The sequence below is a fragment of the Paenibacillus sp. 01T422 genome, from assembly GCF_056398785.1.
This window is the reverse complement of the sequence record NZ_JBFTQB010000362.1, coordinates 1-11,757: the sequence shown is the minus strand read 5'-3', so window position 1 is coordinate 11,757 and position 11,757 is coordinate 1. Positions and strand designations below refer to the sequence as shown.

12 protein-coding genes are annotated in these 11,757 nt (G+C 43.8%); 4 read left to right on the top strand and 8 right to left on the bottom strand.

The annotated features are described in order from the left end of the window. Window positions 1-237 (bottom strand): hypothetical protein (locus AC1DUA_RS19955; protein ID WP_477501435.1); only part of this gene is annotated, 237 nt, incomplete at its 3' end. 24 nt (window positions 238-261) lie between these two features. Then, the gene (locus tag AC1DUA_RS19950; RefSeq protein WP_477501434.1) at window positions 262-849 is read right to left on the bottom strand and encodes a P-loop nucleotide/nucleoside kinase family protein; all 588 of its coding nucleotides are present in this window, start codon (window positions 847-849) and stop codon (window positions 262-264) included. A 235-nt stretch (window positions 850-1,084) separates the two neighbouring features. Between AC1DUA_RS19950 and corA the strand changes: the two genes are divergently transcribed. The 3 genes from corA to AC1DUA_RS19935 all read left to right on the top strand — a co-directional run bounded on the left by corA (window position 1,085) and on the right by AC1DUA_RS19935 (window position 5,615). Further along, the gene (gene corA, locus AC1DUA_RS19945) at window positions 1,085-2,035 is read left to right on the top strand and encodes a magnesium/cobalt transporter CorA (RefSeq protein WP_477501433.1); all 951 of its coding nucleotides are present in this window, start codon (window positions 1,085-1,087) and stop codon (window positions 2,033-2,035) included. Between the two features lie 66 nt (window positions 2,036-2,101). After that, entirely contained in the window at window positions 2,102-3,808 is a 1,707-nt protein-coding gene (locus AC1DUA_RS19940; protein ID WP_477501432.1) for a response regulator, read from the top strand. A gap of 109 nt (window positions 3,809-3,917) precedes the next feature. Further along, window positions 3,918-5,615 (top strand): S41 family peptidase, encoded by a 1,698-nt coding sequence (locus tag AC1DUA_RS19935; protein WP_477501431.1) that lies wholly within the window; start codon window positions 3,918-3,920, stop codon window positions 5,613-5,615. Window positions 5,616-5,625: 10 nt separating this feature from the next. Here the strand turns inward: AC1DUA_RS19935 and AC1DUA_RS19930 are convergent, their stop codons facing one another. The 3 genes from AC1DUA_RS19930 to AC1DUA_RS19920 form a co-directional block, all read right to left on the bottom strand. Beyond that, on the bottom strand, window positions 5,626-6,129 hold the full coding sequence (locus AC1DUA_RS19930) for a DinB family protein (RefSeq protein ID WP_477501430.1): 504 nt from the start codon (window positions 6,127-6,129) through the stop codon (window positions 5,626-5,628). A gap of 209 nt (window positions 6,130-6,338) precedes the next feature. Then, window positions 6,339-6,560 (bottom strand): MmcQ/YjbR family DNA-binding protein, encoded by a 222-nt coding sequence (locus tag AC1DUA_RS19925; protein WP_477501429.1) that lies wholly within the window; start codon window positions 6,558-6,560, stop codon window positions 6,339-6,341. Continuing rightward, window positions 6,557-7,078: a DUF6886 family protein gene (locus tag AC1DUA_RS19920; protein ID WP_477501428.1), complete on the bottom strand. Its 522-nt coding sequence runs from the start codon at window positions 7,076-7,078 to the stop codon at window positions 6,557-6,559. Before AC1DUA_RS19920 ends, AC1DUA_RS19925 begins: the two co-directional genes overlap by 4 nt. Window positions 7,079-7,232: 154 nt before the next feature. On the opposite strand from AC1DUA_RS19920, the gene AC1DUA_RS19915 reads away from it, so the two are divergent. Next, window positions 7,233-8,159, top strand: coding sequence for a phosphotransferase family protein (locus tag AC1DUA_RS19915; RefSeq protein WP_477501427.1), 927 nt, complete (start codon window positions 7,233-7,235; stop codon window positions 8,157-8,159). A gap of 231 nt (window positions 8,160-8,390) precedes the next feature. On the opposite strand, the gene AC1DUA_RS19910 is transcribed toward AC1DUA_RS19915, so the two are convergent. The 3 genes from AC1DUA_RS19910 to AC1DUA_RS19900 all read right to left on the bottom strand — a co-directional run bounded on the left by AC1DUA_RS19910 (window position 8,391) and on the right by AC1DUA_RS19900 (window position 11,190). Next, complete coding sequence (locus AC1DUA_RS19910) at window positions 8,391-8,708, bottom strand: SUMF1/EgtB/PvdO family nonheme iron enzyme (protein WP_477501426.1); 318 nt, start codon at window positions 8,706-8,708, stop codon at window positions 8,391-8,393. A 76-nt stretch (window positions 8,709-8,784) separates the two neighbouring features. Beyond that, window positions 8,785-10,284: an extracellular solute-binding protein gene (locus AC1DUA_RS19905; RefSeq protein WP_477501425.1), complete on the bottom strand. Its 1,500-nt coding sequence runs from the start codon at window positions 10,282-10,284 to the stop codon at window positions 8,785-8,787. 219 nt (window positions 10,285-10,503) lie between these two features. Next, window positions 10,504-11,190, bottom strand: coding sequence for a FadR/GntR family transcriptional regulator (locus AC1DUA_RS19900; protein WP_477501424.1), 687 nt, complete (start codon window positions 11,188-11,190; stop codon window positions 10,504-10,506). Window positions 11,191-11,757: the final 567 nt, after the last annotated feature.

Here is an 11,757-nt window from a genome sequence, read left to right as displayed (position 1 = left end):
GTCTTGTCCATAATAAACGACCTCTGGGACAGGCAGCTTGCCTTGCAGCCAGACTAACCGTTTTTTCTCGTGAAGAAGGCTTTCAGGGGCAGTAAGAGATTGAATTTTTATGTATAAGTTYGACGGGACACCTGACAATAAGTACGTTTGGGATTGCGATAAACCGAGGGTGATTCTTTGCCATTTATAATCGTTTATTAATTTGGACAAGTCCGTTGGAAGCGTCATATCTGACATACTGGCTGTTCCCCCGTTTATGATTTAGATGGTTTTTTGAGAATTCAACAAAGCTGTCTGTATCGATTTAATCAAAAGAGCATAATCAAAACTGTCAGGAGTGGTTGTGTTAATTTCTGCGATTGTACCGCCAAGAGTTAGCGGAGTAAGATGCCCGCGCAAAATCCGCTCCTTGTTTTCCTCCTGTTCAATCCATTCCAAATCAGAGTGAGCCGCATGGCGTTCTTTTGCCCCCATACGCGTATGGAATCGCTCTAGCAGCACCTTCCCTTCCGCTTTGCACAGGATTTGAAAAGGCTCAAATCCGTAAGCATCCTGTAATTTCAGAAACTCGGCGCTTCTTAACTCAGGTCGACCAAAAAATCCTTCAATGACCATGGATTGACCCGCTGATAACAAGGTGCTTGCTATGGCGTATAGCATAGTAAAAGAAGCTGGCGCCATTAAAGGAGGGCAACCATGACTTGGACAATCTAACGCATCATATAGAGTTTCGTAAATGCCGTCCCGCGAGAATAATGGTAAACGTAGGTCTTGTTCAAGGCGCTTCGCTAAGGTTGTTTTTCCTGTGCCTGGAAGACCATTAACTATTATAACTAAGGGTTTTGACACGAGCTGCACCTCCAATCCCCAAAAAAAGGGACCTAGCCAACGGGGCCAGGTCCAAAGTTTATATTAAAAAAGGGGGTCTTATTTATTATAATACCCCATGAATATTAGAGGACTGTAACAGAAATATTCCAATTGTGTTACAAAAAACGCTTTGTTGATACAGGATATTCTGATCTGATGTCATTGTATGGTAAAATAAGACGTTAATAACGTATTTGAACCTAGGAGTTTTATTATGATTCGTTCACTAGCGGTTACGACCGATTTCACCGTACAGCACGATATTCCTCTTCGCCAGCTTGATGACGCTACTATTAAGTGGTATTGGGTTGACTTTCACAATCCTAGCGAAGAAGAAGCGTTGGAGCTCAAAGATCATTTCCAGTTTCACCCACTCGCCATCGAAGACTGTTTCTATTTGTTGCAAAGACCGAAGATGGACCATTACGAAAATGTCCATTTCTTTGTCATGCATGCAATGAACGCTAAGACGCTGGATGCGGAAGAGGTGGATATGTTCCTGGGAAGCAACTTCATCGTCACGTTCCATCAACATGATTCCAGAGAAATTGAGGATGCCTGGTGCCGACTGTCCGAGCTAGAAAACTTGCGAAGCGAAGGCCATATTTATGCCGCCTACTTAGTGATGGACAATTTGGTTGACCAGTATTTCCCAAGTGTATATCAATTAGAGGATCAGCTCAATGAGATTGAGAATAATGTGCACTCTGAGAGCATTGAGGTGCTCATGAATGATATTTTTGAAATCCGCTCCAAGCTGCTAAAAATACGCCGGACCATCGTGCCTATGCGCGACCTTCTGTATAGGGTCATCAATACCGATCGAATTGAACAATTTCGCCAGCACATTGTATTTTTCACCGACATTCATGATCATTTGCTTAAACTTTCCGAGATGATTGAATCGAACCGGGATATGACGGCTGATATGCGCGACAGCTACATCTCGCTGAATTCCAATCGCATGAATTCGATTATGAAAACGTTGACGGTCATAACCACGATTTTCATGCCATTGACGTTCATTGCCGGATTATACGGGATGAATTTCGCGTATATGCCCGAATTGGAGTGGCACTGGGGGTATTTTGCTATTCTCATCATCATGTTCGGCATAGGTCTCGGGATGTTCGCCTGGTTCTGGAAAAAGGGCTGGTTTAAGTAGCGTGTATCAAGCTCAGCTCATACATAAGAAACCCGAAGATGGCTTACAAAAGGAGTTAGTCTACAAGTGACCAAAATACTTATTGTCGATGATGACCGGCATATTCGCGAGTTGATGAGCTTTTTTCTGCAAAACGAAGGATTTGACATTATTGAAGCAGGAAATGGAGAAGAAGCGCTCTCGGTGCTGGAGGGTACGGTCGTTGAACTTGTCATACTTGATATTATGATGCCGCTTTTAGATGGCTGGGATTTATGCAAAGAGATCAGAAATCGGGATCCTCATATCCTCCTGTTAATGGTGACGGCGAAAGGAGAATCAACCCATAAGGTGAAAGGCTTTCAACTCGGGACAGACGATTATCTAGCGAAACCTTTTGATCCGGTAGAGCTGGTGCTGCGAGTCAAAGCGCTGTTGAAACGCTCTCGGATATTCTCCTCCAAGCTCATACAACTGGGTGAAAGCTTAATTTCTTCCTTCATCATCGGGGTCGCCATCTTTCAAAAAGAGTTAAACGAAATAGGACAGAACGACATGATGAAGGTAAGCAACAATATTGTAGGGCTTTATCAACAAACGCAGCCTCAGGATCTGGAAGCTTTTATGGAGAAGGCCTCCCAGATGACGGCGTACCCCATTCAAATTTTTTCAGCCTCTGGTGAAATGAGATTAAATGGATCGGAGAATAAAGGGCAGATTGTTGCTATTGACCAAGCCCCCCTCGAACAGGTGCTTAAAGGCGGTATATACCGATCAAAAGTTAAAGCTGAAGGAGTCATGTATGTCGGACTTCCGTTTGCGTTCCAAGGTGAAAATTATGCCCTTTTTCTGCAATCATCCACCAAAAATGAGAAGACTCTGCTTCGATTTTTAATTACTATTCTGCTGCTAGTACTCGTTATAGGAAGCTTGTGCATTCTTATTGCTGCCCGTTTTCTGGTAAAGCCCCTTAAATTATTGACGAAAGCAACCAAACGACTTGCTAAAGGCGATTTCGATGTGAAATTAAAGCTTACGCGAAAAGATGAATTAGGAATTCTTGCTCGCAGCTTTGACGAGACGGCCCGTGAGCTTAAGCAATTGGAAACGATGCGTCAGGATTTTGTTTCAAATGTTTCTCATGAGATTCAATCGCCACTAACTTCCATTTCGGGCTTTGCGAAAGCACTGAAGCTTGACCATTTGGTAACACCAGAGAATCGGAAGCGATATTTGGATATCATTCTGATGGAAAGCGATAGACTGTCACGCCTTAGCGATAATTTACTCAAGCTTGCTTCCCTCGAATCAACGCATCATCCTTTTGTCTTAAAAACGTTTAATCTCGATGAACAAATTCGACAGGCCGTTGTTTCCTGTGAGCCGCTTTGGGCTGCCAAACATATTCGAATCGATTTGACGCTGCCCATTACTGCGAAAATCACCGCGGATTACGATCAGCTCAATCAAGTGTGGATTAATCTTCTTGGAAATAGCATTAAATTCACACCTGATCATGGAACAATTCGGATTGAACTCATCACAATTGGTCATGCGCATACAGTTACCATCAAAGATTCAGGGATTGGAATTAAGCCTGAGGAATTGGCCCATATTTTCGTGCGCTTCTACAAAACGGATAAATCGCGTAACAGCCTGGGCAGTGGTCTAGGTCTCGCCATTGTGAAGCAAATTATTGTCAATCATCATGGAAACATTGAAGTAGAAAGCATAGTCGGAGAAGGCGCGAAGTTCACTATACATATTCCAAGTTCTCCGCCAAATAAGCTTTAACGTACAGCCGGTACCTGATGGTGCCGGTATTTTTTTCATTCACGCTCCGTTCATATTTCTTTTTTAAGCTTTAAAAGCAACCTAAGCTTTGTATGAAGGAGATATCGAAATGAGCATTGTTGGAAATCTGTTCGGTTCATTGAAGTGGTTCACCAATTATCAATTACTATTATTTTCCATCAATTTCATTATTTTAGTGTGGTATGCAGTGCCTATTCAAAAGTATGTCAGATGGTTTGATTTTCTGCCCAGCGCAGGCCTTCTTATCGCCATTGTAAGTGTGTCGAACGGAGATACAACCATTCTGGCATTGTTACTCTACGCTGTAACCGCGGTACTATTCTTATGTACAGTCAAGAAAGTATTTAGGCCGGTTCACCGCATCCCTATCCCCAAATACAGAATTTTAAGAATCGTCCTCTGTCTAATTGGTTGCTCCCCTCTTGTCCTATCCATGATGTTGGCAGGTGAATCTCGGTTCAATCCGGTGAGTCATTTCAGCCAATTGAGCTATCCGCAAGCTTTTACACAACTAAACGAGCGACTCTCCAGAGAATACCCATTTGGAGATTGGAAAAAGGTGGACTGGACAGCATTAAAAGATAAGTACGAACCCCTTTTTCAACAAGCAGAGCAGCAAAAAAATAAAGATTTATACTATAAAACGCTAAGATCCTATCTGTATTCTCTGCGAGACGGGCATGTCAAAATCATGAATGAGAACTTATATGAAGACAATCAAATTTTCAAACAAGAAAACGGTGGCGGTGTTGGTCTTAGTACGATTCAATTAGATCAAGGCAAGATATTGGTTAATTTGCTTATAGCAGGCAGTCCCGCTGAACAAAGCGGCATCCAGCTTGGGGCTGAAATCATTTCCTGGGATGGCAAAGAGGCACGCGAAGCTTATCACGCCACCTACTGGAGCGAAAACCCCATGGCTACGGATGGAGACCAGCTTGATAATCAAGGAAGGTTCATGACAAGAACGTCAATTGGCAAAGACATTCAGGTAGCTTTTAAAAACAAAGATGATAACGAAATTAGAAAAGTCACGCTCAAGGCGTATGACGACAATTATGAGACCCTAAAAAAGACGAGAGTAAAGTTAAACAAAACGGATGCGCCTGTTGATGGCAAAGTTCTGAGTAACGGATATGGCTATGTGAAGATTAGATACTTTCTTCCAAGCGCGACCATGTCTCAGCCGGAAAAAGTGTTGGAGAACCTGTTGAAAGAGTTTCAGCAAAAACAAATTAAAGGCCTGATTATTGATGTTCGGGACAATCCGGGGGGAAGTGATGACCTCGTTACTGCGATGGCAGGTTATTTTGTGAAAAAGCCGAAGCTTTACGAATATGTAAGCTATTACAATCATAGGACTGGCAAATTTGAAATCAATGCTAATGAGACTCGCACAATTAAACCCGTAGAGCCTAACTATGACGGAAAGTTAGCTGTTCTGATTAATCAACGAACTGGAAGTTCTGGCGAAGGTTTACCACTTGCAGTTAAGGGCTTGCCCCATGCTCGAATTGTCGGATTTACATCTACAAATGGTTCATTTGGGGTTGTATCAAGCCCTATAAAAGTTGAAATGCCGGAAGGTTACGTCCTGCAATTGCCAGATGGCAGATCGCTGAATCAAGAAAAAATGATTCAAGGCGATAGTGACGATAAGGGACAAGGAGGGGCAATTCCCGATATTAAAATCCCCTTAAATGAACAAACTTTCGAAGAAAAATATATGCGAGGGCAAGATGTTGAGCTGAATTATGCGATTGAAGCTTTGGAAAATATGAGGTGATACGATTCATTTACCCAGCGTACCAAAATAGCGCGTACTCCGTCATCACAGAAGCGTGCCCCATTTGGCGCAGCATCGCAGTAATATTGCCTCGGTGATAGGTGCCGTGATTGACCACTTGAAGGAGCATTTCCGCTCGGCTGGTATCCCGCACTCCTGCGTAAGGATTATCCAGTACAATCGTTTTCTCCAATGATTCTTGCTCATCCAAAAATGCTTTGAACCTGTCTGCCAATTGAGCATACATGGTTTCGATCTCCTCGATGCTCTTGGATTCCGCATCAAGCGTCAACTGGACCGAATCCGTCATGGCTTCGTTCATGCTTTTACCACGCATCATGTCCAACCAACCGGAATCCACAACATAAATGTGAGCGATGACCTTCCACACCGTAGGAAAAACGCTTTGGATCTCCCGTGTGTAGATGTCCCTTCCCAGCTTCTTCAAGTGCGTCAGCATCGTTTGGTTTGCCCATATATGGTAATCGTACATGTTCCGTATTTGTTGTGTCATTGCTATCTCTCCTTTGGCTCACATGATTAATGCCATTTCTCATTGATACCTTAATCATACAGGAGATACCCTGACAGCATACTGTCAGGGTTGAATGGTTAGAGCAAATTCTTTTACTAATTTTTTGGGTGCCATGCTCCCCCACGCTTTGACCAGCAGCCCCCGTAATTCCTCAGGATCGACCCGCTCCAAACTGACAATCATATAATTTAATTTTGAAAAAGATGCGGGAATGCTGAAAATTCAGCGTCTAGAGTCGGATAGATCATTTTATCCTCTCCCGTTGTTTTCACAACCAGTGAAACGCCGTCCTCTTGAATCACGGCAAAAATTTTATTTTTGATACGAAAAGAAGCTTTTCCCCAATGCAAAGTTTCCTCAGCCTGAGGCAGTGACATGGCAAATGCGCGAACTTCTTCCACTGTCATCATAAGCCGGGCCCTTTCGCGTTCGCAAATCTGTGTATTCCAAAATCACTCAACGTAGAGTTCAAAATAGCGTTTCTCAGCGGATGCAAGTTAGGTGTGAATCTTACTTCAATGCGCAGCTGCATGAGGCGATCTAAGAGGTTTGTTAGCGGTTCAACTTCTTCAGGAATGACGCTTTGAGGAGAAATGTAGTAACCGGCGGAGGCATCAAATAATTGAAACGTGTCGCCCGGCATTTTATATCGATATAGCGTTGTGCGTTTGATCCGTTCGTACCAGTCCGTTTCAACCGTCACGACAATATTGGAGGAAGTTGCACCGAAGAAAGTATTCTGATTCACATCGGACATATCATTCGTTCTCGTATACACAATGCGCGGGCAATCTCTTGGAAAATAAAAGGTAAAAGCGTGAACATCATCAATCGCCCAGACGACAGGAGGCATATTCTTACGATTCTCCTTCACTCTAGGCACAAACACATTAATTCCGCTTTCCTCACTAAAATGAAATAAGTTCATTGTTCGCTCCTTTTATGGTTAAAATGTCTCGTGAATTGTTTTATTTTTCCTGCTTCAGATTTTCGTGATAGACTAGGAAGTATCCTGCTTTCATGTAACATGTAGCCAGGCTGCGAATAACCAACAAAGGATAAATAAGGGAAGGTGATGGCAAATGTCTGGGATCAAACCCAACATGGATACCCGATCAGCAGAAGCTTTTTTGCAGCAGTCTTTGAATAAATCAGTTACCGATGTGCGGCCGATCGAGCAAGGCGAAGTGAGTAAAGTGTTCAGCTACCGTCTGGACGATGAGGAATTTATCATTCATTTTAACAATGGCAGTGAAGGCTTTGTCAGAGAGCGTTATGTGCATGAAATATTCTCGCCTCAGGGCCTACCGATTCCTCGTGTTCTGGAGATTGGCCGTGCGAACGATGATCTGTAYTTTTCCATTGCTGACAAGGTACCGGGGCGTACCATCATCTCCTATCCGGAAGCCGAAATCAAACAGATTCTTCCTGACCTTATCCAGTATTTTAAAATAATGAATGAAGCTCAGCTTGGTGAAACCAAAGGTTATGGCTGGATTCAGCCTTCGGGAGACGGTACTCACGATAGTTGGCCGGATTTTCTGGCCTCCTTCTTTCGGGAGGAGCAAACTGGCTTTTGGCATAACTGGTATGATCTGTTCGCARACAGTTTCTTGGAAAAGGATGTTTATCAGCGCTTATATGGCATCATGATGGAGTTATCGACCTATTCCACGCAGCAGCGTTATCTCGTTCACGGCGATTTCCATCTGGGGAATATGCTGACAGACGGGCATCGTGTCACGGGTATCGTTGACTGGGAGATGGCTTTCTATGGCGACTTCGTGTTCGATTTGGCGACGCAGCATCTTTGGACGCCGCAGCTGCAATTTCCAGAAATGGTGCGCAGCACTTGGGCTAGTGAGGGGCGAAACATCCCGCATTTCGAGGAGCGTTTGAAGTGTGCGCTGCTTTTCAAAGGCGTAGATGGCCTTCGATTTTATGCTAAAAAAGGCGACCGGAACGCTTACGATAGTGTGAAGGCGGAGCTTTTGCGGTTGGTGGATTGAGATAAAAAAGAGCTAAGCAATTTGAATTCGCTTAGCTCTTCTACTTTTGGCGTCCGCCACTAGCAGAGGTTTCCCCCTAACGGACCACATTGCTCTTATTCTCGAGAATAAAGACTCTACAGTCCGTTAGCATAAGATAATTATTAACTTACAAGGCTGATGCCTCGTATCCATCACAAACAAACTTTATTAATCGACAATTCTTTAGACTTTATAGTCCCACGAATGAGGTCACACCCCTTCAACGCCTTCATGCTTGATGGCAAACCCCATCTTCTCATTTTTAATCGTCATTATGTTCGCCACTTTTTCGCGCAGAATCATCGCGCCACCTCGTATGTGCAGCGGATAAGGACTAATCGTAGAGGACAAAGCATCGACCGGCATCGTATCGAAACCAGTGGAATGGCACTTATCGGCGTTATATTGATCGCTCCATGGCCACTTCAATTTCTGGCTGCCTCCCGCCGCGAGCTGCCATTCCGTCTCCTTCGGGAGCTTGCCACCTTTCCACTTTGCATAAGCTCTTGCAGCCTCTTGACTAACCATATGACCGGATGATTCTCTTTGCCTTCAGGGTTCATTGATAAAAAGTGGGGCTCATGCCCCACTCTTAGTCCGCTTTTTATTTGATTGTTTTGTTCGCGTATTCCGTCACTTCTTTACCACCTGCTGCGTTCCACTCTTGAACAAACTTATCGAAATCCGCCGCGCTTTTCTTGCCAGTTACGAGATCTGCTGCAAATTCTTTGTACTTGGCTGCGGATGCGTCCCATTTGGAAGCGAGCTCCGCAGGCATCACAAATGTGTTATCTTTCGTCGACATGGAAGCGAACATTTGCAGAGATTTGCTTGCTGGGTCAGAGAAATACGGAGTTGCTGGATCAAACTCTTTATCCGGTTTGAAGTTCACTGTGGACTCTACAAAGTGTGGGAACCATGCTGCAAATTTGTCCGTTAATTTGATTTTGTTATTCACGATTTGGTATTCGTCGCCTTCAACCCCAAGCTTATCTAACATCTGGCCTTTTTGACCAGCCATATATTCCAGTACAGCAAAGGCCATTTCTTTGTTCTTAGACGTCTTAGCAATAGCAAAACCGCGGCTCTCTTTACTGATATCAACAGGTGTGTAACCTTGCGCTTTACCTTTTGCTGGCGGCAGTGTCATGACCTTGGCAGCTGCTCCATTCTGACTAATTGATTTGTTATTGTAGATGTCGATAACCTTGCCTTGTGTACCGGCCATGATAGCGGCTTGCCCATCATAGAATGCTTTCTCTTTCGTGTCCCACTTCTTGGTCAGGAACTCGGGATCTAAGAGGCCATCTTTGTACAATTTTGCGTAAAATAGGAGCTTATCTTTTTCAAACTGTGTTGTTTTACCGTAGGCATATTTACCGTCATCCCCTTTGATCCATGTGGATGTCAGACCGAAGGATTGACCGAACATGACGTCAAGCTCATCGAGTGTGCCAGCTACCGTGTAGGCGTATTTCGCGCCGCTTTTCTCCTTCAATTCTTTGAAGAAGGTATAGTAATTGTCACTTGTTGGACTGGATAACAGGTCCTTGCCCGATGCGGTTTTATCAAACCAATCTTGACGAACGACAGGCACAGCGCTATTCGGAGGCGACAGCCATAGCAGGTATGGATAGTTCTTCATTCTCTCTTGGTTATAAACGTTCATCGATGCCTTCACATTCGTCGATTTATCAATAAATGGCGTCAAATCCTCCAGGATTTTTTGCGTAATAGCAAATTGGTAGTCGCCGCCTTGGAAGTAAATAAGATCAGGGATATTACCGCTTTGCAGCAGCAATCCGAGTTTCTCCGAGTAGGTTCCACTTTGTACAGGGACTATTTTCAGCTTAATATTTTTGCCTTCCGCTTTCATTCCTTCTTCAATGCCTTTCACCAGCTTCTGAACACCGGCGTCATCTCCCATTAAATCTTTAGCTGCAATCGAGAGAGTAACCGGTTCTTTATTCGCTTCCCCTGCTGTTGTTGCGCTTGGTGCAGACGTTGGAGCAGGTGTATCGCTGGAAGACTTACTCCCGCCGCTGGAACATGCGGTTGTTACAACCATTAAAGCTGTGACCACCATGAGAAGTGCTTTTTTCATACTATTTCCTCCCTTTTTTGTCTTTCTATTATTCTTTGAAGCCGTCTTCCATTACTTCATTCGTATCGTAGTAGTGCCTTCAGAAGAATGGGATACGGCACGAGAATTGAAATCAGGATTATTGTATCCGCTTACAATTTAGATGAAGCAATTACATAAATGATTTGGGTAATTGGATGATCCAATTAGATGAGACGGATAACCTACATCCGTTTTCCGCTATTTCAATTGAATATTTTGTTTCACCTGTTTCAAATGGTATAGCAACATTTCTTTGGCTTTAAGTGGATCTCTCTCTTTTATAGCCTGGAAAATGTTCAAATGCTCCTTATATACTTCGTTTCTACGGCCAGGTATCTCCACGGTCTTCGTAGCCGTCCTTTTCAATAGACCCATGTTAAGATCGATGAGATTCACCAAGACTACGTTATGTGTTGCTTTGGCAATGGATAAATGGAAGGCTTGATCTGGAGAAACAGGATCATCCGATTCACTGTCTATGGTGCCCCATTTTTCGAGAGCGCTTTCAATTTCAATAATATCCTGTTCAGATGCTCTCAAGGTTGCCAATTCCACGATACCAGTTTCAAAAATTTCCCTAGCCTCAAGCAGCTCAATAATCGTAGCTCTCTCAATATTATCGAGGATTCTGGTTTTATCTTCCGCCTTGTTGAGGTTCTTGTTAAGAAATCGGCCGCCACCCGGACGAGTTTCAATCAGCCCTTCTCTTTCCAAAATTCGAAACGCTTCACGTAAAGTTCCACGGCTAATCCCGAAAGCTTGGGCAAGCTCTCTTTCTGTGGGCAAAACGTCCCCTGGCGCAAGGTTGCCTTCAAGAATCAGTTTTTCAATCTGCTCAATGACATCCTCATACACTCTGTGGTACTTGATTTTCTTTATTGTCATTATGAGTACCTTCCGTCTTGCAATATGCAGAGAATTGGATCATCCAATTACCCAACACCTTTATAGTAGTAAGTAGCTCATATTGTGTCAACTGTTATTTTTAGCAATTAGAGCGCAGCCATGCGCCTTGGAAAATAAAAAGGGACTACGGATTTGATAACGTAGTCCTGTGGAGTACTTCTATCTGTGAGGGCCTTTCTCACGCATGACTATGGGACGATCCTTTAGCCCACCTCAGCTGAAAGAGATGCGGATACTACCGTTATTCTGCGCTGCACTCAGGCAGGATATGGAATAACGGTAGAACCTCCAGCTAATTGTTGGCAGCTGGAGGATATCTGCTAGATTCGGCGAAATTAGCGGTAGAAAATCCATTTAATTGGATAAAAATGGATCATTCTCCGAAAATAGCAGGAGCAATCGGCGTTAATCACATGTGATCTCTCCGCACGCCTCCGGCTCCAAAGGGAGAATCTTTTCCCGCTCTAACGGGACTTCCATCCACGCTGCCTCAGCTGAAATAGATGCGAAAACTACCGTTATTCTGCGCTGCACTAAGGCAGGAAA

What these genes read in the sequence shown, in the direction of transcription:
- corA (WP_477501433.1), top strand. Translation starts at nt 1,085, where the DNA reads ATGATTCGTTCACTAGCGGTTACGACCGATTTCACCGTACAGCACGAT.
- AC1DUA_RS19935 (WP_477501431.1), top strand. Translation starts at nt 3,918, where the DNA reads ATGAGCATTGTTGGAAATCTGTTCGGTTCATTGAAGTGGTTCACCAAT.
- AC1DUA_RS19930 (WP_477501430.1), bottom strand. Translation starts at nt 6,129, where the DNA reads ATGACACAACAAATACGGAACATGTACGATTACCATATATGGGCAAAC.
- AC1DUA_RS19925 (WP_477501429.1), bottom strand. Translation starts at nt 6,560, where the DNA reads ATGATGACAGTGGAAGAAGTTCGCGCATTTGCCATGTCACTGCCTCAG.
- AC1DUA_RS19920 (WP_477501428.1), bottom strand. Translation starts at nt 7,078, where the DNA reads ATGAACTTATTTCATTTTAGTGAGGAAAGCGGAATTAATGTGTTTGTG.
- AC1DUA_RS19910 (WP_477501426.1), bottom strand. Translation starts at nt 8,708, where the DNA reads ATGGTTAGTCAAGAGGCTGCAAGAGCTTATGCAAAGTGGAAAGGTGGC.
- AC1DUA_RS19905 (WP_477501425.1), bottom strand. Translation starts at nt 10,284, where the DNA reads ATGAAAAAAGCACTTCTCATGGTGGTCACAGCTTTAATGGTTGTAACA.
- AC1DUA_RS19900 (WP_477501424.1), bottom strand. Translation starts at nt 11,190, where the DNA reads ATGACAATAAAGAAAATCAAGTACCACAGAGTGTATGAGGATGTCATT.